This window comes from uncultured Gimesia sp. (assembly GCF_963972345.1).
GTDB lineage: Bacteria > Planctomycetota > Planctomycetia > Planctomycetales > Planctomycetaceae > Gimesia.
Window position 1 is genome coordinate 1 of the sequence record NZ_CAXAVM010000026.1, and the last position, 23,827, is coordinate 23,827.

Sequence of the window (23,827 nt, forward strand, 5' to 3'; positions counted from 1 at the left end):
GAATGATGCGAGGTGCGCTGACCGGAAAAGTCCCCAGTGGATCAGAAATCACCGGCATGGCAGCCAGTTATCTGACCCAGTTAACCGCGGATGCAGACTGTGTGATCTCAGCTGCCGCTGAGGCGGGTAAGGACGAATCACTTTCGCAGCATTGTCTGCAGATGTCATTACTGGGCATGGCGATTGGTACCGAACTGAATCTGGATGAGAGCAACGTTCGCAATATCGGTTTGTGTGGACTGGTGCATGACTGGGGGATGGTTCGCGTACAGAATAAAATCGGCAAAAGCCGTCGTCGCCTGAGTCCGCTGGAACGGATCGAAATGCAGAAACATCCGATTTTCTCGCTGGAAATGCTGGAAGATGTGGCTGGAATTCCCAGTGTCGTTCCGGTGGTCTGCTATCAGGTACATGAACAGCCTAATGGTCTGGGTTTTCCACGGCAGCGATCTCATAATATGATTCATCTGTTTGCCCGCATTCTGAATGTCGCGCATTCCTATGTCTCGCTCACGAGTTCACGAGAAGACCGCCCTGCCCTGATGCCTTATGCAGCGATGGAGTACCTGTTACGGCTTACAAACGATAAGACAATTGATGGGGCACCCATGCGGGCGCTGTTGAATCTGCTCTCCCTGTTTCCGATTGGCAGCTTTGTCATTCTGACCGATGGAAGTGCCGCGCGGGTGATCCGCCGGAATCAGGATCACTATACCAGCCCGATTGTCCAGGTGCTGCAAACAGCGAACGGTAAAAAAGTCGATCCAATGGATCCGGACAGTATCATTGATCTGCATGCGAGTGAACTGGAAATCGACCAGGCTCTGCCCACCCCGGGAAAAGAAGAGATTGATTTGACTTCGGAACTGTTTGATGGCCAGATCTAAGAAACTTTGATCGTTATAATACACAGATTCCGCACAGCTGGAACACATCACATTTAACTCTAGCGTCTCTCAAACTATTCTACTCGGTTCAAATAGTCCGGGAGTCGATACCGTAAAACGGGACTTAGTCGAAAACGTTGAATTTCGCTGTATTTGCAGCAGAACAGAACCGGAAACAGGAAAACTCATGAATCCTGAACTGGAACTGGTGGTTTTGCTTGAAACTTGGAGAGGAATGGCTTATATTTCCATCTCGCTTCCATTAAGCAATGATTGCATATGGGGTTAACGCCTTATATCACATGCGGAAACGAGGGCATGTAGCTCAGTTGGTAGAGCACAGGACTGAAAATCCTGGTGTCGGCGGTTCGATCCCGCCCGTGCCCACTTTTAACCTATAAAACCACTTCGGGCGGGAATGTCAGCAGATATTCCCGCCCGTTTGCGTTTTGGGGCTTTGATTCTCCCCGCCCTGTGCTTCCTGACAATGAATGCGTGAAGTCAGTTTTTTTTCAGGGGAGGTAGTCTTCGATCTCGTCGCCATAATCAGGATCATCGGGGATGACTTCAATAAAGTGGGTACGCCGCGAAAGTAACGCGGAATGGATTTCATGGCGACCAGGCCTGGGAATCAACTGGTAATCGACGATATTTCCCGTGTCGTCGGTACTCACTTCAGCATAGCCGTAGTGGTAACAGTGCCGTTTCCAGCGGTTTAATTCCTGGTTGGATAGTGTCGACTGGATCGCCTGAATGACAATCACAGCGATAAATGCAACTGTGGTGACTTTCATAAGAATTGGCCCCTATTGCGTGCCCGCTTTGGTTAAGCTAACAGGTTCAGAGCATGGGTTCCAGAGGAATTTCCTGAAAGTCTATCTTTTGCAGGGTTCACCCCTGCCGAGGACTGCGGGAAACCAGATTAATACGAGTTCTGAGACAGAATGGAGCAGGAATCAACGACAACAGAATCAGATGATTGACAGCCTCATCTCGTCTGGTAGGATCAAGGTTACTCAATATCCCTTCTGCTTAATGTACACGTGGAGCCCTGTTCTGCTGTGTGAATTCGATTTTCCCAGAAAGGTTTCTCATGATCAGCACCGCCGAAATCAGCATGTATCCGTTTCAGGAAAACTATAAGGAACTGATCAAAGCCTTCATTGCCAAGTTGAGTTATTACCCGGAAGTGCAGGTGACGCCGGGCCCGACTTCAACGGTGGTGATTGGCGAGTACGAGCAACTGATGACCTGCCTGACGGAAATGCTTCGCTGGAGTCATGAGGAACATGGCAAAGCGGTCTTCGTTGTCAAAATCATGCCTGGTTACGAGCCCTCCTGAATCGCGGAGAAACGTTAATGCGGGTCATTTCTGTGTTGGTGCCGGTGATGCTGGTTGGCTGCACATCTGAGGGGCCAGCTCTGAAGCCTTCGGGTGCCAGACTGCCGACAGAAGCAGCCAGGGCACTGCAGGGTGCTCCCGACTGGGAACTGTTCTCACTCGATCCCGGTGTGGAAAAGGATCCGGATGACGCCAGCAGTTTTCATGTGGCGAATCGCAGAAAATACGGAGTGAAGCAGAAATAATTCAGACGAATTCCGCTTACGGTTCCCGCAGCAGCAGCCAGAGAATCAGCGAGAACAGGCCGAGCAGTCCCAGTCCGATGTGCAGCGCCGGAACGCTGATCACACCAGCCAGTGTATTACCGGTAGCGAACGGCCAGAACGGATGCATGTCGTCATGCATCAGGCTGTCGAGAAAGACATGCGAGATTCCCCCGATCAAACCGGCGAGTAGCGACTGATTGAGCAGTCGCGTCTTGGGCGTCTGGTTCAGTCGTGTTTTCCAGCGTGAACCGGCGGGCATCCATCGGACGATGATCATCACGATACACCACATCAGCAGACCGGCGAGGAGCCCGGCTGCGCTGCCACCCAGGTAAGTATGCAGGTAACGGTGGAGCGGCGGTTCATCCCTGCTCAGATAATACAACACTTCCACGTCGATCAGAACGTTCGCGGCAATGAAGGAGGTCAGCCAGAACGAACGGGGCCCGAAGACTTTAGTCAGCAACCCGGGGCTGAAATGAAATGGTGTGAGTGGAATGTTTTATCCTCCGTGAACGAAACCGTGTGGCGTGGATCATAGTCTGACAGGGCAGAGAATGTCTATTTGAACCGGAGTCCACACTGTCGTTACCGATCTCAACAAAATCTTGATTTCCGGTAGCAGTGTCATATGATGTCAGGCAGACATCGGTTCCTTGAATCCTGTTGACAGTATATTGCTGTATGATACGATTGTGGGGTGAAGATTCTAAGTTTCCCGGCGATCCCCATCAATGTGCTGGTAGAAACAATTCAAATGAATGGACAGAGACTGAATTTATGAAAGCGGAAATCAACGAAAGCCGGGAGTGGCGGGAAAATGGCAATTCAGCTTCCCAGCTTCTGATCGGTATCGTTGTGATTCAGGGGACACTGACTATCCTCATTTCGTATTTCTTTCAGGCCAGCGTCGGTGATGGAATTCGCTATTCAGGCATCATAATAGGTTATCCTTTTTTTTGCTGGTTCCTGATTTCCTGGATCAGGTCACTCAGGAACCGTGGTTCGACATTGCTTGATTGCGGTCGATCACGAGTCGAGCCTGCTGCGGTTCTGCTGGCGATACTGTTGTTGCCAGCCGCTGTGCTGAGTTTCTTTACCATGTCCGAAAATGGCCAGGGCATACTCATGGGAGGGCTCTTGCTCTTTACACCCGTGATAATTCTCATCTGTTCCCTGTCAGGGTTGCAGATCGTTGAAAACGGAATCTGGCATCATGCCACTCTGTTAAGATGGGAGGAAATTACAGGTTACCGCTGGACGGGAGAATCGAATTCGCATCTGATTTTGCAGTCCGAAAAAATATTATTCAAAGGGGCGTTACCTCCCCTGCCCGTTCCACCGGAGCAGAAAGCAGCAGTTAACGAATTGCTGCAGAAATATCTGCCGGCTGGTAGCTGAATTCTTTTTTGAAGGATCACTGCAATGAAACGAAGACAAACTTTTAAGCTCCCTCTTCTGCTGTTGATTGGATTGAACCTTTCTTTTTCTTCCACGGCGGCACAGGCAGAGCAGAAAGCAGCCGGTAAAAAAAGTATCGGTGGCTCTGGTGAAATGATTCAACTGAATCTGTCCGCCGAGCAGCGTGAGCTAAGTGGGATTCGCATTCATGGCTCACGCTATGGCACGGCAGCACCGCCACAGGAACGTTTTCTGATCTATCTACTGAATCAGGATCTGACTGAAGTGATCGCGACAGAAATGGCGCCATATGCGCTGTTTGAACGGGGAGCCGAGCAATGGGTGGAGATCAAATTTCCGAAGCCGGTTACCGTACCCGCGGATGCCTGGATCGCTGTTGATTTCCGTGCGGGGCGGTCGAAAGGCGTCTATGTCAGCTATGATGACAGTACCGAACTCAGTCGTTCCCGTATCGGCCTGCCTGGAATCGAACCCAAACCAACCGGCTTTTCCGGTAACTGGATGATTGATCCCGTCCTCGCGCCCTAATATGATGACGGCTTCACAGTTGTCGTTATTTACCGGTCGAAGGATTCACCGCGCTCATGGAAGCTGTCCCGGATGTCGTGCGGCATCTGATTCATTATTCGTGTCACCTGCTGGTTCCCTTTCTGATTGCGCGGCTGTTCTGGAAGGAACACTGGCTGCAGGCAGGGCTGATCATGCTGGCGACGATGTTGATCGACGTCGATCATCTGCTGGCCGATCCGATCTTTGATCCGACTCGCTGCAGCCTGGGCTTTCATCCCCTGCACACCTGGTGGGCGGCGGCCGTCTATGCGGGACTGTTGTGTATTCCCTCCTGGCGCTGGCGGGCGGTCGCGGTGGGCTGTCTGTGGCATCTGGCAACGGACGGGATCGACTGTCTGCTGGGCGGGCATTGTCTGTTTTGTTGAGCCGGTTGTTATCTGGTTACTTATTACGGAGTTCGTACTATGTATGAGCAGATCGCGCGTGAGAGTTCTTCAACAGAAGCGGCTCTCGAGAAACTGCATCGCGCCGGTGCGGGGCCGATAGAGGCGATTAAGGCCCTGCGCGCCGGTCGGGGACTTACGCTGGCGGAATCCAAGCAGCGACTGCATCAGTCCCCTGCCTGGAGCACGGAGGCTCGGAATGCTGAGTTATTGCATGAGGCTTTGTGGGAAGCTCTGGATGAACAGGACCTCCAGGAGACAGAGGGAGATGAGGACTGACTCTGGTTCGATTTCTCAAGAACCTTAATCATGGTGTTGCTTCGTCTGGCGTCGGGCGGTAAACCATAAGGATTGTTTACTCCTGCTGAAAACTGATCCTGCAAAACTGGTCTGCTATCATGATATTTTCCTGCCTGCGTCAATGGACTTTTCTGGCGATCCTGACTCTGGTCGCCTTTTCCGGAACGAGTACTGCTGTAGCACAGCCTGAAACTGTGGAAGCGGATGTCTGCATTTACGGGGCGACTCCCTCAGGGATCCTGGCGGCGGTCGCGGTGCAGCGTGCCGGGCGGTCGGCAGTGATTGTGGAGCCGAGTCGCTGGGTGGGGGGCATTCTGGGGTCGGGACTCAAGCCGATGCAGGACTGTCCCAACTATGCGGCGACCGGGGGGATGACCCGGGGGTTGTTGAAAAGCCTGGGGCAGCCGAACTGGACCGAAGATCGAACTGAGAACCGCCGGGTGCTGGCGGAGATCAGCCCGAAGACGATCCGCGAAGATTTTCAGAAACTGCTCGCGAAGCATAAGATCAGGGTGATCTTCGATCATCGTATTGCCGGTTGTACGCCACAGGCAGGAGACAAAACCGCGATTCAGGCGGCTCTGTTCGATCGGGCTCCCTTTGACGAACTGGGGACGCCGGTCGTGGCGTCCGAAGCCCGCGAGGCGTTGCGCGTCGCGGCGAGGATCTATATTGATGCCAGTTACGAAGGGGATCTACTGGCGAAAGCGGGCGTTTCGTATCGCGTGGGACGGGAATCCACGGAAGAGTTTGGCGAGGAATTCGCCGGTGTGCAGCCCCCTGTGGGCTTGATTCCCGTAGATCCGTTTAAGACTCCCGGCGATCCAGAGAGTGGTTTGCTACGTGGCGTAGAAAAAGATCATTGCAAGCCGCTGGGGGCGGCGGACGATTACACGCAGGCGTACAACTTTCGGTATTACACGACCAGCGATCCCGCACATCGGGCCCCGTTTGGCGTGCCTGAGGATTACCGGGCGGAAGATTTCGAACTGGTGGGCCGGTATGTAGAGTATCTGAAGCAGCAGCATTCCCGGGAGAAGGATTTACGGCAGCGGTTGATCGGGATCTTTCCGGGTTGGAAGAACTCGGGCGAGTGGAACTACCAGCGGAATTCGCTGATTTCGATGTCGCCGGTGGGCATCAGCCGGTTTTATGACGACGGTGATGTGGCGACACACGTGAAGATCTGGCAGGCGCACCGAGACTATTTGAGCGGCCTGCAGCATTTCATGAGTACTGATGACCGCGTTCCTGAGTTTTATCGAAAGGAAGTAGCTGCGCTGGGACTCGACAGACGACCTCATCCCGAAACCGCTGGCTGGCCGCATCAACTTTATGTGCGCGTCTCGCGTCGACTGGCGGGGCGATACACCGTGACGGCACACGATGTCTATAACAAGACAGAGATCGAGGACCCGATCTGCCTGGCGCAGTACGGGATCGACGTGTATCCTGTACGGCGGATCTGGCTGAAGCAGGATAGACAGACTTTAGTGGGACTTGAGGGAAAAATGTTTGTCGGCGGTTCCCGGGGGCCGACGAATCAGCCCTATCCGATTGCCTATCGGGCGATCACACCGAAGCCGGAAGAATGCACAAACCTGCTGGTGCCAGTCTGTTTTTCAGCGACGCATCTGGGGTACGCCTCGGCACGGATGGAGCCGGTATTTATGATCTGCGGCGAATCGGCGGGTATCGCGGCCTGCCAGGCTCTCAAAGAAAAGTGCGCAGTGCAGGCGATCGACCAGAGTGCCTATCGACGGGCTCTGGAGCGGGCCGGGCAGAAACTGGTGTGGGATCCGGTGACAGATCGGCCTGATTCAGGGATGGGAAAATCAGCAGATCGCTATTCGATGGCGGAACTGCTTAAGGATTGTGATTCCAACGGCGACAACACAGTATCCCAGTCAGAATGGAATGAGGCGAAAGCTCCCTATGAATGGCTGTTCGAGATCATTGATATAAGCAAGGATGGCCAGATTGTCGCCAGCGAATACCAGGTCTTTCAGAAGTATAAAGCGAAGCATCCGGACTGGCAGAAACGGATTAAAATCACAGGCCTGAAGTGAACTCACTGGTTGCCTGCGGGTTCTGTTCCGTTTAGTTGCTATCTGACTTCAGCAGGGCGTCGATGTCGTCGAGTTTCACGCGGAAGACTTCGGTCTGCAGCTTGTTGCGCGAGAAGGCAATATAAAGGTAACCATCATACTCGATGACGTGCGGGTATTGCAGACTGGCGATGCCCGCACTGAATTTCTTTTTCAGCGATGCGACTGCTTTGGGGAGTTCTGCTGGTGAGGGAATCTCCAGCTTTGCCAGGCGGGTGAAAGTCTTGTTGTCCGGGCTGACTGCCAGGTAGAGTTCGCGTCGGTTGACTTGGGGATGCGCGTTGAGGACGAGCACACGGTAACCGTGGCTGGTGGCCAGGGAAAACAGTTTGCTGCGGGCATTCGGGAAGTTGGAGATGACCGGGGTGTCCCAGGTGCGGCCTTCATCTTTGGAAGTCGAGAAGAAGAGCCGCTGTGATTTGCCGTTATCGCGGAAGAGTGCGTAGAGGCTGTTGTCGGGCAGGACCCAGAAGATCGGTTCGTCGGGACGGAAGCCTGAGACCTGTTTAACGCCTACGACGGGAAAGGATTGCCAGTCGTCGAGGGCTTTGACTCCGCCAATCAGCACACTGACATTGAACCGCGAATCGCGGCGAGTGAGAATCCAATTGTCGGAGGGGAGCTTCTGCGGGGGGAAGTTGTTGATGGCGTTGTCGTAGAGTTTGCCGTCAAAAACCCACTTGTCCTGTTCTGGTTCCCAGCGGTAGGCGACCAGTTCCAGGTGCTTTTTGTCCGAGGGGCCGAAGGCGCCGTGTCCCTGATATTTCGCAGCTAATGCCAGCAATTGACCATCGCGGAGCCAGAGTCCGCGGGCGATGAAGGCGTGCGGTTTTTCGGGAGTGTCGGTGACTGATTTTACTTTGCTCCAGTGCAGGCCATCGACACTGGTGGCATATTTGATTTCCTGGGTCGGTTCGTCTTCGATGCGGGGGCCGTCACTCCAGATGCACCAGAACTTGCCAGCATGATAGATGAGGTAGTTGTGCAGGTTCAGTCGCAGGTCTCGTAGATCGATCATATCTGATTTTCGAGGATAAGGACCCAGGGCCGCAGGGTTGATGATGGCATGTTCGCCTTTCAGTACCGGGAGACTTTGATAATCGATCGCCGCGGCATCGGTGCCGGAACCGGGGAGGTTCAATACCGGGACCGGAGTGTCCCGTTTCTCCTCTGCGACGGAAGGATGAAGGGCAGCAGTAATCGAGGTCAGAAGGGTAAGTGTATGCAGTAGATGTTTCATGACGGGGGTTCTTTTGTTGTAGTAACTGGCAGGGTAAAGTATCTGACGTCATGGATATCCTAATGGTGACAACACCTGAGGGGAACAGGAAATTTATAAATTCAGTGGTCAGAATTAATCAGTGAAAATGATGGTTTCCGTGGCAGTATTTTATAAAAATGGAATGGGATAGCGAATCACAGGCTGGAAATCCTTTACTGGGTATATGGTTTTTCTTTATAAGGAAAGAGCAGACAGATCGAGCATGATTAAGAACATAAGAGAATGCATCATCGTATTGATATTTATTCTGCTCTTGCCGATTCTTGTGCCTTTTTCGCTCTTAAAGAATCAACTTGAGAAGCGAAAACGCGGACAACTGGCGAGTCGATTTGTCTGTCTGGAATGTGGAAACATGATTGGCGTTGAGGCAATCCGACTGGCGGATGAACGCTGGTCTGAGATCGTAAAAATAATCATGTCAAAGAGTGATCCAGGAATCAGACTGAGACTGGTCCGAACGGTCGATGCGATCTGCCCACACTGTTGTTGCCAGTATCGCTTTCGAGAAACGGAGCAGACGTTTGTCGTGCGAGAAGTGTCTCCTGAGTGGGAGCGGCTGGAACCGAAACAGGATTCTGAATAATGAGTATGTGTTCTTTCCGTTCAGAATGGTTGTGTTCGGTGCCCCCCTGCTCTGCAGAAACTGCTTGAAGTCTAAAGTCTGGAGTGTTATTTTGAAGATGGCACTAGTCTCGATCGATGCATGACAGTCTCGCAGTTGTCTTTACTGTGTGAGGGGGAGGCTCTGCCTGAGCCGTGACGATGGTTCGCATTTCTTCCGCTTCACTCTGCGGTAAATTCATGCCGTCCCTTCACAAGTTTATTGATTCAATCAACAGGAGTCGTGAAATGATCGTTCAGGATAAGGTACAAGTTCAACTCACTTCATTACGGAAAATAGGATTGGTTTGTCTGGGGCTGGTATTGTTCGCAGCTGGTGCGACAGCATTGCAGGCGGATGAGGAGAAGCAGGCTGCGGAGAACGAAACACAACCTGCGGAAAATGAAACGCGGACTTCGAAGAATGATCCGGAACTGAAAGAAGATCTCAAGAAGCTGCAGGGAACATGGGAACTGTATCACGGCAATGAACTGAAAGGAGCTCCCAATACACGGAGTGTGAAAACTATCGAAGGAAACATAGAAACGATGCAGCGTTATAACCTGCAGGGGAAATTGTCTCGTGAGTGGCAGGTTGAATTCATCCTGCAGAAAGATGGTGATTTAAAGATTTTCACATTTTATCCCGTCGGTGGAAAGCCCGGGCAGGGCGCTTCGTTTCTGTATCGCATCCAGGGGGATCGGTTTTTCGATGTGCCGGGGATGTTTACGGGAGAAAAGTATCGCAATTATCTGCAGGAACCGGCGTTCTGGATCTGGCATCGGGTCAAAGAAGAGGATGCAAACAAGGAGAAACAGGTGAAACTGACGCCTCCGCTGCTCAATATCATCACTGTGATGCCCGGAGATCACATCTTTGTCGGCCATCGTCACAATAACAAATATCGTGAGATGAATCTGGATGAATTGCAGGAACACCTGAAGAAATATAAACCGAAACAGGTCACGCTGGCCATAGATCAGAAAGCGGACGCGGAATTCACCAAAAAAGTGATCGAACTGTGTAAAGAAACTGGTGTGGAGAAGATCGATATGAGGGATAAGATTGATGATCCGGTGGCGAAGCCGGAGGAGTAAGCTGCGTAATTTCATTGAGGTGTTTTGAATGATCCGGCGACCGGTTGACTGTCCACTGTGTGAAGCGCCTGTGGCTCTCCATTTGAATGCTGTTACTGAGCCTGTCTGTTGCCCGACATGTGGTTGCCGGATCAAGGGGGCTGAGTTACTGCTGGAGTTCTGGGAACGTGAGCGGACTATGATCGAACATATCTTATCCAGTCCGTTAACCTTCGAGACCCGGTTACGCGAGCTTGAATCTGATTCACTGGTGTTAGTGGAATTTGTGATGCTGTTGGAGGAAGAGATAACTGTTGTGGGATCTGAAGTCGAATTAGAAGCATTAAGCCAGTCGGAAACAGTGAGAGCTCTGTTGCGTCAATTATCACATATTGTCGGGTCGCGGGGAGACTGAGTTGTGTTGCAGTTGATTCGATGTTGCTACCTGACACGCAAATACAAGGGGCAACTGCAAGAATGCGAGAAACGCGTTCTTGCGGAATGTTTTTCTGGTATGGAACGTGGTTGGAATTTGGGGGACGGCATGACTGCACAACTGACAGTATTCCTTTATGGGAAAGTGGTTCGTGTAGAAAACAGACGTCTAAATGTGAGGATTGCATACCATCTCAAGAATAAAGGTGATGTCGAGGCACGCGGGATTGTGGACTGTGTTTTTGAAAACGGGGTTGTTTCTGAGATCAGACAGCAGGCGAAAATATGAAAGACTGCCTCGGAATTTCTGGCGAACTGAAAACATATCGCGATCTGGCAGAATGAATCGCCTCACATTTCCCGGCTGATTCTGTTAAGGTACCCACAGAATGAACCTGGTGGGCGAAACGCAGACTGTCACTGGCTGGAAAGAGGATTAGATGAAAAAAGAAGAAGTCGCTTTTATTGGCTGTCGACTAGTCGGATTGTTTTATGCAATCAAGGCACTGGAAACGGTGGCGTCGTTTGTGATGACGTTTGTCGCCTGGAAGACGGCATCAGCCCAGTTTTCCACATCGGTTTCCGGCATGTTTTATCTGCAGGTGATGCCTCTGACTTTTTATACCATCACAGCCTGCCTGCTCTGGTTTGGCTCAGCGACGATTGTAAAATATCTGTTGCCTGACAGTGAAATAAAGCACGCTTCCAAAAGTGTCACCGCAGAACAGATGCAGTCAGTGGCGTTTTCCGCTGTAGGGCTGCTGATTCTGACCTGGGGAATTGCCGATTTGGGAAACGTTCTGTTGCAACTGTTTCAGCTAAAGAAATCCAGCGATTTTGCACATATTCCCCTCACACTGCAGGCAGAAGGGGTGGCGGTCGCCTGTCGATTGCTGTTTGGTTTCTGCCTGGTCTTCGGTTCCCGCGGACTGAGCGGTTTTTTTACGAGGTTACGGCAGCCTGAACTGAGGTGAGGGAACTGCGTTCCGGAGTAGTTGTTGTGGAGTTATCACGGCACCAGCTTACTGTGTAATTGATTTTATTTATGACAATGGCGGGTTATTCGACTCCGGGAATGCGTGGCTGTGATATGGTACGGCGAATTCAGAATTTGATCTTCATGAACTGATAAAATTCGGAGAGTGAAAAGTCATCCATGCTGTTAAAAAAATCAGAACTGGAAGCAATTCATTCAGGGCAGATATCGGTGGTGTATCGACGCTGGAAACGTCCTACTGTGAAAACAGGTGGTACATTGAAAACGTCGATCGGTCTGCTGTCCATTGATCGCGTCACTCAAATTGATCGCTCTGCTGTCACAGTGTCTCTTGCCAGGCAGGCTGGTTTTTCATCGCGAGCAGAACTGTTGGAACTGCTGGATCAACGTGAGGGCGATATTTACCAGATCAACATTCACTATGCTGGCGCTGATCCCCGCATCGCATTACGTGAATCCAGAAAGGTCAGTAAGACCGATCTGCTGGAGTTGCAGAAGCGTCTGGACCGTCTGGACGGTGCTTCGAAAGAAGGCCCCTGGACGCGTAGAGTGCTGGGGGTGCTTAAAGAACATCCTCACCAGGCGGCCGTAGATCTGGCTGCCCTGACCGGTTTTGAAAAGGACTGGCTCAAAACCAATATTCGAAAACTGAAAAATCTTGGTCTGACAATCAGCCACCAGCCTGGATACGAGCTGTCTCCCCGCGGGAAAGTAGTATACGAAAAACTACAGAAACTGGATCAGCCCTTTGGGGCATAAGTGAGGTTTTCGCCAGGCAGTGAACCAGAAGGGGCAGCCGTTTGTCCTGCTGATAGATTTTTGCGATTGTCTCTATCATGGATCTAACGGAATGCCAGTCTGGGATGCGGATCAGTATTTGAAATTTCAGCGGGAACGGACGCAGCCGGCCATTGATCTGGCTGCGCCCGTCAGGCTGGAAACGCCGAAACGGATTGTGGATGTGGGCTGTGGTCCGGGAAACAGTACGGCGGTGCTGGCGAAACGCTGGCCGGAAGCGGAACTCAGCGGGCTGGACAGTTCGGCTGAGATGCTGGCGACCGCGCGGGAATCTCAGCCTGAGGTGCACTGGTTTCAGGCGGATATTTCCAGATGGGAACCGGAAACGAAATACGACCTGCTGTTTTCGAACGCGGTTCTGCAGTGGGTGCCGAACCATGAATCGATTTTACCCCGGCTGATGAGTTTTCTGGAGCCGGGGGGCGCGCTGGCGGTGCAACTGCCGATGCATTACGACTCTCCCCTGCACTGTCTGGTCAAGGAAGTTTCAGAACTGCCGGAGTGGTCTGAGCAGACAGCAGAGGCGCGGCAGGCGCTGGGCTCTGAATCGCGTTCGTTCTATTACGATCTGCTCGCACCGTTGAGTGCGGAACTGGATATCTGGGAAACAGAATACATCCATGTGATGGAAGGCGTAGAAGCGATTCTGGAATGGTTCCGCGGGACGGGGCTCAGGCCCTACCTGGAAGCGTTACCCGATGATCGTGAGCGCGCCCGCTTCGAAACAGAATTACTGGAACGATACACAGGCGCCTATCCGCTGCAGGCAAATGGCAAAGTGCTGTTTCCGTTTCGGCGGTTGTTTATTGTGGCGTATCAGTCTGAATAACTCAATTTTTTCTTGAAATGTGTTGATGGTGAAGTTCATGGCTTATTTGATTCTTGGATTTCTGGTTCTGCTCTGGGGAGTTGGCAATCAATGTTTCACTCGGATGGGGGTGAAACGGGGAATTGTCAGTCTGACTGCAGTGACGTATTTCAGTTTTCTGATCAGTTATCTGGCAGGCCTGTTTTATAATTTCGTTTTGTATAATACGAATCGATTTTCCACGACGATTCTGATATCGTATCTGCTCGTAGCGACAATGATCAGTTTTTTCATGGTGGCGTTATCGCTAATCACGGCTTACCTGATTCCTCAAGAGAATTCACGAACCGAATATGCCCATGAATGCCAGACTGGAAACGGACGGCTTTGAATTGCTGGACCAACTGGTCTACCAAAGCGGGAATACAATACGTCGAACCACCAGTCGAAGTGCAACGGGAACTGCTGGCGGTGCGCGTGCATCTGGATTCCTGCTCCGGTGTGAATGGGGCGCTGGAGGTGGTGCCTGGCAGCCATCGTGAACGATTGAGTGAAGATGTGGTGGGCGAGTTCAATGAAGGGGTGTTTAAAGTCTGTCCCGCCGGTCAGGGGGAAATATTGCTGATGCGGCCTCTCCTGGTGCACCGTTCCCGCGCGGCGGAACTTCCACAACGCCGCCGGGTGCTGCACGTGGTTTATTCTGCTACGCAATTACCCGATGGGCTGGAGTGGACCTGACCAAATGATATCAGAAGATGGTGAGATCAGAATTATGTCTGTATCAGATCATCCACTTCCAGCGTGACCCGCGTTGATTTAAAACCGGGGGTTTTCGAGAGAGGATCGACGGTGTGTGGAACCAGGATATTGGCTTCGGGGTAATACATCAGCGCATTGCCTGCGCGGACGTCGAATTCGCGGACCAGAATATAAGGCATCTCCCCTGCTTCGCTTTTGATCTTCACCCGCTGATCAGGTTTGAGGCCCAGACGATCAATGTCGGCCCGGTTCATCAGGATCACGTCGCGGCGTTCCTGGCCGCGGTAGATGTCTTCGTCATCATAGACGACGCTGTTGAACTGCCCTTCCGAGCGGACTGTCATCAGTCTTAACTGATTGTCATTCACGGGGATCTCGGGCAGCGGGATGGCGTGGAACTTTGCCTTGCCGCTTTCCGTGGGGAACTGGTATTCCGCAACCGCGCGGCCAGTGACGTGGAATTCCTTGTTGGATTCAATCGTCTGATGCATGTTTTCATAACCGGGAATCAGGTCGGCAATCAGTTCGCGGATGGCGGAATGACTTTCCAGTTTCTTCCAGTCGATCCGGTTATCGCCGGCAAACAGTTTCTGGCCGATCGCAGCGAGAATAGAGACTTCGCTGCGCGGACCTTCATACCGGGATTTTCCGCCATCACTCATGCGCACAAAGCTGAACATCGACTCCTGCGTGGTCGACTGCGGCTCTTCATCACGCGGCAGAACGGGGAGAATCAACGTTTCTTTGCCGGTTCCCCACACGTGTCCCGTATTGAGAGTCGTGGAGAGATACAGGATGGTTTTGATCCGGCTCATCGCTTCGAGCGCGTATTTCGTATCGGGGTTACTGCCGTAAAGATTACCTCCCAGGCAGAACGCAAAGTCGATCTCGCCGCGATGCGAGGCTTCCATGCAGGCCATGGTGTCATAACCGGGAGTCGTGGGAACCTGAATGTTGAGTTGGCTCTCCAGGCGTTCGAGCATGGCCTGTTTCAGTCCGGGTGTCACGCCGACCGAACCGAGTCCCTGCACGTTGCTATGCCCGCGGATGGGCATCAGACCCGCCTGGCGGCGACCGACCATGCCTCGCAGCAAAGACACATTCGCGATGGTTTGTACGCTGTTGGTTCCATGCAGGTGATGGGTAATGCCCATGCACCAGCCGATGACGACGTTTTTCGCGGAGATGTACTGGTCGGCAATCTGTTGAATGGTTTCCCGGTCAACGCCGCTCTGTGCGATAATCTCGTCCCAGCCGGTCTGGTTGACCTGTTCCTGGAAGGCTTCAAAGTTCTCGGTGTGTGCAGCGATGAAGCTGCTGTCATGGGCATTTTGTTCGAGCACGACCTTGGCGATACCGGTGAGTAAAGCCAGATCCCCGCCGACGTGAGGCTGCACGTACATGGAAGCGATGCTGGAACCGAAGAGCATGCTGCGGACGTCACTGGGGACCTTGAAATTAACCAGTCCCAGTTCTTTGACCGGATTGATGACAATTACTTTGCCTCCGCGTCGACGGATTTCCATGAAGGCTTTCATCAGTCGTGGATGATTGGACGAAGGGTTGGCGCCGATCAGAATATAGAGATCGGTATGTTCCAGGTCTTCGAGTTTAATCGTGCCTGCTCCTGTGCCGATGCTGGAGCCTAGACCGACACCACTGGCCTGATGACAATAGAAGGAGCAGTTGTTGACATAATTGGTGCCCATCAGGCGTGACATCATCTGAAACAGGAAGCCGGCTTCATTGGAGGAGCGACCACTGGCGTAGTAGAAGGTCCGCTCGGGACCCGCGGCTTTCAACCGTTCGACCACCAGATCCAGGGCTGCATCCCAGGAGATGGGTTTGTAATGTTTTTCGCCGGGAGAGAGCAGCAGTGGTTCGGTGAGTCGGCCGCTGTATTCAAGTTTGCGCGAGTTGAAGGATCGCAGCTGGTCGATGTTGTGTTTCGCGAAGAAGTCAGCAGCGACCGCAGGCTGCATGTCGGACGCCATTGCCTGAAACGATTTTTTACAGACTTCAGGGAACAGACCTGCTTCGTTGACCATGCCCCCTTTTTGACCGCCCATGCCTACAGCACAGGTTTTGCAGGCATTTTTGGAACGCATGGATTTCCAGAGCTTCCACCAGCCCACCCGGTTTGCCAGTTTCAGACTGTAGTTAATTGCTTTCCAGCCGCCGCCGCTTCGTGGAGCTTTCACTTTTCGCCTTCCTTTGTCGTCATCAGGAGCACACTGCAGAGAACCGGCTCAATTTCAGCGGAAGTCAATTTTTCACACTTTTACCAAAAACTGAAACCTGTTCGAGTTAGATCGAGTATATCCAAATGAAATTATGCAATCAACGAGACGGGCTTCATTTCCGTACAGTGGGTCTTGCGAGGGTTTCCAGCCAGTTGATACAATACAGCTCCTGTCGATTTCCCTTACAGGAGGAAGGACCACTTTATGTTTCGTCGCTGTGTAAACTTTTCCGTTTTATTGATTCTGGTTTGCGGAAGTCCTCTCTGGGGGGATAAGCCAACGGCGGCTCCCTCACCCGCTGATTTGACGTTTCGCCTGCCCACCGCTTCCGGTGAAACCGTAGAACTCAGCAAATCGCCTGATCAGAAGGTGACCGTCGTCTGTTTTCTGGGAGCAGAATGTCCGCTGGCGCGGCTGTATGGTCCCAAACTGAATGAACTGCATTCGACATACCAGTCGCAGGGTGTGCGTTTGATTGGGGTGAACAGTAACCAACAGGATTCGCTGGAAGACGTGCAGGCATACGTCAAAAAATACAAGATCCAGTTTCCAATGGCAAAAGACTACGGCAATGAAGTTGCCGACCGCTACCAGGCAAAACGGACCCCGGAAGTATTTGTGCTGGATGAGAACCTGGCGATTCAATATCGGGGACGCATCGATAATCAGTATCTGCCTGGGATTTCTCGAGCCGAAACGACTTCGAATGATCTGAAGAATGCCGTCGATCAGGTCCTGGCGGGGAAACCGGTTAAACTGGCGGTGACAGAACCGAACGGCTGTTTCATTGGACGCGTCAAAAAAACTGAGGTCACAACCAGCCTGACTTTCTGTAATGAAGTCGCGCGGGTGTTGAATCAGCATTGTGTAGAATGCCACCGCAAAGGTGAAATCGCACCCTTCAGCCTGACCGACTATGACGAAGTCCGGGGCTGGGCAGATACCATGCTGGAAACCATCGACGATGGGCGCATGCCTCCCTGGCACGCGAGTCCGAAGTATGGTCATTATGCCAATGCCCGTTTCATGTCAGAAGAGGATAAAAAAGTGCTCCGCGACTGGGTTGCCGGCGGCATGCCTTATGGCGATGTGAAAAACATGCCGCAACTTCCCGAGTTTCGTGAAGGCTGGCATCTGCCGGAAATTCCCGAAGCCGTCTTTGAAATGCGGAAACGACCGTATGAGGTTCCCGCAGAAGGCGTGGTGGAATATCAGTACTTTGTCGTCGATCCCGGCTTTGAGGAAGACAAATGGGTGACCGGGGCGCAGGTGCTGCCGGGCAATCGCTCCGTCGTGCATCATGCCATCGTCTTTATTCGGCCTCCTGATGGGGCCGACTTTCGAGGCATTGGCTGGTTGACTGCGTATGTGCCCGGACAGCGGATCAAAAAGCTGCCTGAAGGACGGGCCCGCCGGGTCCCCGCCGGTTCAAAACTGGTGTTTCAGATGCATTACACACCGAATGGATCGGCGGCGGAAGACATCTCCAAAGTCGGTCTGTTGTTTGGCGAAGAGAAGGAGATTACGCACGAAGTCTTCACTCTGATCGGCATCGATCAAGAATTTGAAATTCCGCCGCACACCAAAGATTTTCCAGTCACGGCGAAAGTTCATCGTATCCCGTCCGAAGCCGAACTGCTGGCGATCGCGCCGCACATGCATTTGCGAGGCAAATCGTTCCGGCTGTTTATGAAGCAGAAGGACGAGTCGGAGATTCTGCTGGATGTACCGAACTACGATTTCAACTGGCAGCATATCTACGAACTGAGTCAGCCCATGAAACTGGACGATGTGGATTCGCTGGAGTTCACGGTGAAATTCGACAACTCTAAAGAGAATCCGTTCAATCCCGACCCCGGCGAATACGTGACCTGGGGCGATCAGACCTGGGAAGAAATGGCGATTGCCTTTTTTGAAGTGGCTGAACCCCGGAAAAAGAAGCAGGTTGAAAAACCGCGGCCTCAGAAGAAATTGAGTGAAGCAGAATTAAAAAAGCGAGAAGTGGAAAGAAAACGCGACTTTGACAGACAGGCCGCTGAATTTTTCAAACGATTTGATAAAAATGGTGACGGGCATGTGATGCTGGACGAGGTCCCGCTGGCCGTGCAGCGCTATGGTCATATCCGCGACCATGATGATGATGGAGAAATTCAACTCGAGGAACTGGAATTTCCTGTCAGGAAAAACAGATGATTTCTGGTTGAAGAAAAGCGTTCGCTCTGTTCTATTTTCTGCGATATTTGATCCCCACCATTGAAAGAAAGAGAATCGAGAGTGTTTCGCGCGTTTAATCGATGTTCCGTCTGGATGGCCGACCATCCTCTCATGGTCACGCTGTTCATACTGTTGCTGAGTGGAATTGCGATCCTGGGCTATACGATGCCCGAACAGGTTCGCGACTGGTTTACGCCCGCACCGGTTGAACAGGTACAGCCGCAGAAGGCTGAAAAGCCCCAAAAAGTGCGCGAAGCGCCCCCGGATGTCGATCCGATTAGCCTGACCGACGCCGATACCATTCTGGTGATTGACTCGGAAGACTTTTTCACGCCGGAGCGAATTAAAGCGCTTCGTGAAATTGTCGAGCGGATCGAATCGCTGGATTATGTCAACAGTGTCTTCTGGCTCGATGATATTCCGAATCTGAATATCTTTGGTTTGCGGGAACCTTTGATTCCGAATGAACGGGCTTCGCAGATACGGCTGGATGCCGCCAAAGAAAAAGCAATAGCGAACCCGCTGGTCAGCGGACAACTGCTGTCCGTGGATGGCAAGACGCTGTTGCTGATGATTCAGTTCGATTGGTTTCGCGTGACGGATGACGAAGAGTGTACGACCGGAATCAAGAAAGTTGCAGCCGAGGTTGCCGCGAAATACCCGGGAGTGGATTTTTCTTTCCTGACAACCGGAAAGGTGCCGATCTACCTGACTGCCGTGCGGACTCATAATGCAAACAAGGTGAAATACCAGGTCATCGGGTACGGCATGATTCTGTTTATGGCTGTGATCCTGTTCCGCGGGATCTCTGCGGTGATCATTGTCGCGCTGGCACCGATGTTCGGCGTATTTCTGACGATGGGATTTATTCAGTTCCTGGATTTTCAGGACAATCCGTTCAACGATGTCGTGCTGCCCGTTTTACTGAGCCTGGTGGGACTGACGGATGGCGTGCACCTGATGGTCCAGATCCGGAAGCATCGTGCCGCCGGATTGAGTGGTCGAGATGCTGCCAGGCGTGGTGTCCAGGAAGTCGGACTGGCTTGCCTGCTGACTTCGGTGACGACGGCCATCGGCTTTGGATCGCTTTCCCTGGCTCATCATGAAACAGTGCGCGAATTCGGTTACAGTTGTGTGGTCGGGGTGCTGCTGACATTTATCGCGGTCATCACGGTGATTCCCCTGGCCTGCCGCACCTGGCTGGGCCGTTCAATTCACGTCGGTTATGGGAAAGGGATCATCGACCGGCATCTGGGACGGATCAGTGTGATTATTGAGATGGTTCTCAAGCGAACGCGACTGATCAGTTCACTGGGCATCGGTGTGACCGCAATTCTGATTCTGATTTCACTGACACTTCGTCCGGATGAGCGGCGTGCTAATATGCTGCCTGATGGCTCGGAGGCGGCCGTAGCATTGAGTCATATGGACCGGGCGATGGGTGGCTTGGAACATTCACGGGTGCAGGTCACCTGGGACGATGATGTTCCCTCCGATTCTCCGGAAGTGTTGATCGCCATCAGTGAAGTCGATGATCTACTGCTGCAGGAAGATTTGATCGGCCATCCGATTTCGATTCGCAATATCCTGGGGGCACTGCCCGGTGAAGGTAAGCCGGAAGAGCGGATGTCGATGATGGATCTGCTGCCTCCCCCGCTCAAGCGTGCCTTCTATACGCCGGAACGCAACCAGGCCGAGGTGAGTTTTCATGTACAGGACCTGGGGATCGCCCGTTATGGACCTACCTTCACCCGGATCGAAGCAGGATTGAAAACGATTGCCGCGGCGCATCCGCATTTTCAATTTGAACTGACGGGTTCTGCCGTCTGGCGCTGGCGGAACCTCTACCAGATTGTTGTGGATCTTGCTGCGAGCCTGGGGAGTGCCGCGATTATCATTCTGATCGTGCTGGCGTTTGCCTTCCGTTCCCTGCGACTGGGATTGATTTCTATCGTCCCGAATATGTTTCCTCTGGCTGTCACCGGTGCGTTTCTGGTCTTCACAGGGCAGGCGCTGGAGATTGTCAGTGTGTGTGCGTTTACGGTCTGCCTGGGAATTGCCGTCGATGATACCATTCACTTCCTGACCCGCTTCCGCGAAGAGCAGTTGCTGGTCGACAGTGATGAAGAAGCGATCCGTCGTGCTTTTACCGGCGTGGGGACGGCGTTGATCATGACGACGGTGATTCTGGTGGCCGGTTTCTCGACTGTAATCTTCAGCGACATGCGCGATCAGCGGATCTTCGCCATCATGAGCGGATTGACGATTTCATCTGCCCTGTTTGGAGACCTGATCTTTCTACCCGCATTGCTGGCGCGGTATGCCAAACGATCCCAGGTGCCTGCAATGGAAGATTCAGAACTGATTGTTGAAGAACCGGTGGAACAGACGCTTGTACGTGAATGATCGCATGCGTTTGCATTAACTCTTGTGTATGGCGGCGATTTCGACGTTTGCCAGTCAACAGCTTATGAAATGTCTGTTATTCTGGGCTCGGGAAAGCTGTAAGTAAAGTTAAATAATTTGACTTTACAGCCGATACACGTTATAAAGGATTCCCACCACTGTAGTTATATTCGTTGATCCTTACGAAATAACTCCCGCCCTGAAGATGTTCCCTGATATGAAGGAACAGCGATTTGTTCTACCGCGTAAATGCACTGCTGCTGCCCGGCTTGATCTCACTGTTTGCATGGAGTTCCTCTGCCCCTGCTGCTGAAGAACAGTTGACGTTTGAAAAAGACATCCGGCCGATATTTAAAGCCTATTGCTTTCATTGTCACGGCGAAGAAAAAGAGCTTTCCGGCGCACTTGATCTGCGGTTAAAGCGTTTGATTTTAAAAGGCGGAGATTCGGGAGATGCGATTTCACCCGGAAAACATGCCGACAGCCTGCTGTTTCAGTATGTAGAATCGGGCGATATGCCTCCCGATGAGAAACTGCGTCTGAAGCCGGAAGAAGTGGCTGTGATTGCCAGATGGATCGACCAGGGCGCTGTCGCAGGACCAGAGCCAACAGGCGAAGTGAAACCGGGTGAGTTCCTGATGACGGAAGCCGAACGTTCTCACTGGGCGTTTCAACCGATTCAAAAAGCAAAGCTGCCGGACGTGGCGCGGCTTGCCGAAGAACACAAATCAGAAACCCTGAACCCGGTCGATGTGTTTGTGGCCCGTAAACTGCAAGCGAAGGGACTCTGGTTTTCCGAAGAGGCAGATCGTCTGACGCTGATTCGTCGGGTTGCCTTTGATTTAACCGGTCTGCCCCCTGCTCCGGAAGACGTGAAAACGTATCTGTCAGACAAGTCGCCGAATGCCTATGAAAAAATGGTGGATCGTCTGCTGGCGTCACCGCATTACGGCGAACGCTGGGCACGGCACTGGCTGGATGTCGCCGGCTATGCAGATTCCGAAGGCTACGATGATAAAGATGTGATTCGCCCGGATGCCTGGCACTATCGCGATTATGTCATCCGCGCATTGAATGCTGATAAGCCGTGGGATCAGTTTATTCAAGAACAGCTGGCTGGAGACGAGCTGGTCAAAGCCACGCATGCCACGGCCCAGAAGCTGGTAGACCAGGATCCCGCTGTGTGTGACAAACTGACGGCGACGGGTTTTCTGCGGTTGGCTCCGGATGGAACAGGATCCGGTCCAATGGATCCTGCCCTGGCACAGAACCAGGTCATTACGGAAACAGTGAAGATTATGTCTTCCTCATTACTGGGGATGACCGTCGGTTGTGCTGAATGTCATCATCACCGGTTTGATCCGATTCCTCAGGAAGACTTTTATCGGCTGAGAGCTGTTATTGCACCGGTTTACGATGCCGACAAATGGCGGAAACCTGCCAGTCGCCGGGCGGCTTTAATGTCGCAGGCAGAAAAAGCAAAAGTCGCCGAACTGTCGGCGCAGGTCAAAAAACTGGATGAGCAGCATAATCAGATCAAGGCAGAAGTCACGAAGTTGATCTCGGAACGGGTGCTGAAGGAAGTCCCTGACGCAGACCGCGAGCGGGCAAAAACCGCTTATGATACTGCCGTCAAGGAACGAACTGCCGAACAGTCAGAGTTTCTGAAGAAGAAGTACCCGATGCTGGATCTGCTGGTGCCGGGACGTCTGCACCTCTTTCTGGCGCGCTATAAAGATGGCAAGGAACTGGCAAAACGTTATGAAGATGTCAAAGCGGAAGCGGATGAAATCCGTAAGCAGATTCCTCAACCGGAGTATATCCGGGTGGCGACCGAAGACACACAGCATCTGCCGGAAACGTTCGTTTTTTATCGTGGCGATATTTCCTCACCCGAATCAGAAAAGATTACGCCAGGTGGACTGACGGTGGTTGGCTCCAAAGCAGAGAACACATTTGCCATCAATGATCCGGCCCTGCCCACGTCTGGTCGTCGGCTGGCCTATGCCCGGTATCTGACCAGTGGCCAGCATCCGCTCGTGGCCCGTGTGCTCATGAACCGCTTCTGGATGCATCATTTCGGCCAGGCCATCGTTGATTCGACGGGAGATTTTGGCTCACGCGCTGCAACTCCCACGCATCCCGATCTGCTGGACTGGCTGGCAGCCGACTTCATGGAACATGGCTGGGAACTGAAACGGATTCATCGACTGATTATGACCTCGCGGACGTATCGGCAGACTTCCGCTTCGCATTCTGAAAAAGCGATGGCGATCGACGCTGATAACAGGCTGCTCTGGCGGATGAATCTGAGGCGGCTGGAAGCAGAATCGATTCGCGATGCGATCCTGGCCGTGAGTGGTGAACTGAATCGGGACCAGTTTGGGGCACCCGTTCCGGTCTCTCTGGCCGACAGTGGAATCATTACCGTCGGCTCGGGAAAAATCTCTCCGGATCGACGTGAATTGAAGCGTTCCATTTATATCCAGGTGAGACGCACCCAGCCGGTCACGATGCTGAATGCCTTTGATGCGCCCAGCATGGAACCCAACTGTGAGCAGCGGGTCTCATCTACGGTGGCGACTCAATCACTGGCATTGTTGAACAGCGAATTCATGCGGGAACAGTCAGTGGCGTTTGCAAAGCGCGTACTGGCGACAGCAGAGAAGCCCGCTGATGCAGCGAACCTGGTGCAGACTGCCTGGAAACTGGCTTTGAGTAATGAACCGTCGTCAGCAGAGCTGCAGGCGCTGGAGAAACACTACCAGTTGCAGTTACAGGAATACCAGGCGAAAAAAGTAAAAGCCCCCCGGCAGGAAGCTCTGACTTCTTTGTGCCATGTCCTGTTTGGTACCAATCAGTTTCTGTATATCGAATAACTCATTTTTTAGTCAGGTGTCAGACAGGTACCTGTAAGATAATAATCTCTC

Annotated in this window: 24 protein-coding genes and 1 tRNA gene; 21 read left to right on the forward strand and 4 right to left on the reverse strand. The window is 52.4% G+C overall.

The genetic code is table 11. The features are described from left to right. On the forward strand, window positions 1-887 hold an 887-nt coding region (locus AACZ40_RS06565), incomplete at its 5' end, for an HD domain-containing phosphohydrolase (RefSeq protein ID WP_339673678.1). A gap of 314 nt (window positions 888-1,201) precedes the next feature. Beyond that, a tRNA-Phe gene (locus tag AACZ40_RS06570) sits at window positions 1,202-1,274 on the forward strand. A 125-nt stretch (window positions 1,275-1,399) separates the two neighbouring features. Here AACZ40_RS06570 and AACZ40_RS06575 read toward each other — a convergent pair. After that, window positions 1,400-1,681, reverse strand: coding sequence for a hypothetical protein (locus AACZ40_RS06575; protein WP_291172599.1), 282 nt, complete (start codon window positions 1,679-1,681; stop codon window positions 1,400-1,402). Window positions 1,682-1,980: 299 nt separating this feature from the next. Between AACZ40_RS06575 and AACZ40_RS06580 the strand changes: the two genes are divergently transcribed. Together AACZ40_RS06580 and AACZ40_RS06585 are read left to right on the forward strand one after the other, a co-directional pair. Then, window positions 1,981-2,229 carry a histidine kinase gene (locus AACZ40_RS06580; RefSeq protein WP_291172596.1) on the forward strand — a complete coding sequence of 83 codons (249 nt, stop codon included), beginning with the start codon at window positions 1,981-1,983 and terminating at the stop codon, window positions 2,227-2,229. A gap of 17 nt (window positions 2,230-2,246) precedes the next feature. Beyond that, the gene (locus tag AACZ40_RS06585) at window positions 2,247-2,474 is read left to right on the forward strand and encodes a hypothetical protein (protein WP_291172593.1); all 228 of its coding nucleotides are present in this window, start codon (window positions 2,247-2,249) and stop codon (window positions 2,472-2,474) included. Between the two features lie 16 nt (window positions 2,475-2,490). Here the strand turns inward: AACZ40_RS06585 and AACZ40_RS06590 are convergent, their stop codons facing one another. Beyond that, entirely contained in the window at window positions 2,491-2,994 is a 504-nt protein-coding gene (locus tag AACZ40_RS06590) for a DUF4184 family protein (RefSeq protein ID WP_291172754.1), read from the reverse strand. A 281-nt stretch (window positions 2,995-3,275) separates the two neighbouring features. Between AACZ40_RS06590 and AACZ40_RS06595 the strand changes: the two genes are divergently transcribed. The 5 genes from AACZ40_RS06595 (at window position 3,276) to AACZ40_RS06615 (ending at window position 7,239) form a co-directional block, all read left to right on the forward strand. Further along, window positions 3,276-3,896 (forward strand): DUF5673 domain-containing protein, encoded by a 621-nt coding sequence (locus tag AACZ40_RS06595; protein WP_339673680.1) that lies wholly within the window; start codon window positions 3,276-3,278, stop codon window positions 3,894-3,896. Window positions 3,897-3,920: 24 nt separating this feature from the next. Next, entirely contained in the window at window positions 3,921-4,445 is a 525-nt protein-coding gene (locus tag AACZ40_RS06600) for a hypothetical protein (RefSeq protein WP_291172587.1), read from the forward strand. 56 nt (window positions 4,446-4,501) lie between these two features. Then, the gene (locus AACZ40_RS06605) at window positions 4,502-4,852 is read left to right on the forward strand and encodes a DUF6122 family protein (RefSeq protein ID WP_291172585.1); all 351 of its coding nucleotides are present in this window, start codon (window positions 4,502-4,504) and stop codon (window positions 4,850-4,852) included. A gap of 39 nt (window positions 4,853-4,891) precedes the next feature. Beyond that, window positions 4,892-5,149, forward strand: coding sequence for a hypothetical protein (locus AACZ40_RS06610; protein WP_291172582.1), 258 nt, complete (start codon window positions 4,892-4,894; stop codon window positions 5,147-5,149). A 119-nt stretch (window positions 5,150-5,268) separates the two neighbouring features. Continuing rightward, window positions 5,269-7,239: an FAD-dependent oxidoreductase gene (locus tag AACZ40_RS06615; protein ID WP_291172579.1), complete on the forward strand. Its 1,971-nt coding sequence runs from the start codon at window positions 5,269-5,271 to the stop codon at window positions 7,237-7,239. Between the two features lie 31 nt (window positions 7,240-7,270). On the opposite strand, the gene AACZ40_RS06620 is transcribed toward AACZ40_RS06615, so the two are convergent. Beyond that, window positions 7,271-8,518 (reverse strand): exo-alpha-sialidase, encoded by a 1,248-nt coding sequence (locus AACZ40_RS06620; protein ID WP_291172576.1) that lies wholly within the window; start codon window positions 8,516-8,518, stop codon window positions 7,271-7,273. Between the two features lie 244 nt (window positions 8,519-8,762). Between AACZ40_RS06620 and AACZ40_RS06625 the strand changes: the two genes are divergently transcribed. From AACZ40_RS06625 to AACZ40_RS06665, 9 genes are all read left to right on the forward strand, one after another. Further along, a complete protein-coding gene (locus AACZ40_RS06625; RefSeq protein WP_291172573.1) occupies window positions 8,763-9,143 on the forward strand; it encodes a hypothetical protein in 381 nt (126 codons plus the stop codon). Window positions 9,144-9,409: 266 nt separating this feature from the next. After that, window positions 9,410-10,258 (forward strand): hypothetical protein, encoded by an 849-nt coding sequence (locus tag AACZ40_RS06630; RefSeq protein WP_339673684.1) that lies wholly within the window; start codon window positions 9,410-9,412, stop codon window positions 10,256-10,258. Window positions 10,259-10,286: 28 nt separating this feature from the next. Beyond that, window positions 10,287-10,652, forward strand: a complete 366-nt coding sequence (locus AACZ40_RS06635; protein WP_339673686.1) for a phosphopantetheine-binding protein — start codon at window positions 10,287-10,289, stop codon at window positions 10,650-10,652. 3 nt (window positions 10,653-10,655) lie between these two features. Beyond that, window positions 10,656-10,961 carry a hypothetical protein gene (locus tag AACZ40_RS06640; protein ID WP_291172565.1) on the forward strand — a complete coding sequence of 102 codons (306 nt, stop codon included), beginning with the start codon at window positions 10,656-10,658 and terminating at the stop codon, window positions 10,959-10,961. 151 nt (window positions 10,962-11,112) lie between these two features. Continuing rightward, entirely contained in the window at window positions 11,113-11,646 is a 534-nt protein-coding gene (locus tag AACZ40_RS06645; protein WP_291172562.1) for a hypothetical protein, read from the forward strand. Between the two features lie 182 nt (window positions 11,647-11,828). Then, window positions 11,829-12,428: a hypothetical protein gene (locus AACZ40_RS06650; protein WP_291172559.1), complete on the forward strand. Its 600-nt coding sequence runs from the start codon at window positions 11,829-11,831 to the stop codon at window positions 12,426-12,428. A 91-nt stretch (window positions 12,429-12,519) separates the two neighbouring features. Beyond that, entirely contained in the window at window positions 12,520-13,296 is a 777-nt protein-coding gene (gene tam / locus AACZ40_RS06655) for a trans-aconitate 2-methyltransferase (RefSeq protein WP_291172557.1), read from the forward strand. Between the two features lie 37 nt (window positions 13,297-13,333). Then, on the forward strand, window positions 13,334-13,666 hold the full coding sequence (locus tag AACZ40_RS06660) for a hypothetical protein (RefSeq protein WP_291172553.1): 333 nt from the start codon (window positions 13,334-13,336) through the stop codon (window positions 13,664-13,666). Beyond that, window positions 13,639-14,013: a phytanoyl-CoA dioxygenase family protein gene (locus AACZ40_RS06665; RefSeq protein ID WP_291172551.1), complete on the forward strand. Its 375-nt coding sequence runs from the start codon at window positions 13,639-13,641 to the stop codon at window positions 14,011-14,013. Before AACZ40_RS06660 ends, AACZ40_RS06665 begins: the two co-directional genes overlap by 28 nt. A gap of 32 nt (window positions 14,014-14,045) precedes the next feature. Here AACZ40_RS06665 and AACZ40_RS06670 read toward each other — a convergent pair whose 3' ends face one another. Then, window positions 14,046-16,235: an FdhF/YdeP family oxidoreductase gene (locus AACZ40_RS06670; protein WP_291172548.1), complete on the reverse strand. Its 2,190-nt coding sequence runs from the start codon at window positions 16,233-16,235 to the stop codon at window positions 14,046-14,048. 246 nt (window positions 16,236-16,481) lie between these two features. Between AACZ40_RS06670 and AACZ40_RS06675 the strand changes: the two genes are divergently transcribed. From AACZ40_RS06675 to AACZ40_RS06685, 3 genes are all read left to right on the forward strand, one after another. Next, complete coding sequence (locus AACZ40_RS06675) at window positions 16,482-18,470, forward strand: redoxin domain-containing protein (RefSeq protein ID WP_291172545.1); 1,989 nt, start codon at window positions 16,482-16,484, stop codon at window positions 18,468-18,470. 81 nt (window positions 18,471-18,551) lie between these two features. Continuing rightward, window positions 18,552-20,897: an MMPL family transporter gene (locus AACZ40_RS06680; protein WP_291172543.1), complete on the forward strand. Its 2,346-nt coding sequence runs from the start codon at window positions 18,552-18,554 to the stop codon at window positions 20,895-20,897. Window positions 20,898-21,130: 233 nt separating this feature from the next. After that, window positions 21,131-23,776: a PSD1 and planctomycete cytochrome C domain-containing protein gene (locus AACZ40_RS06685; RefSeq protein WP_291172540.1), complete on the forward strand. Its 2,646-nt coding sequence runs from the start codon at window positions 21,131-21,133 to the stop codon at window positions 23,774-23,776. The last annotated feature ends 51 nt before the right edge of the window (window positions 23,777-23,827 follow it).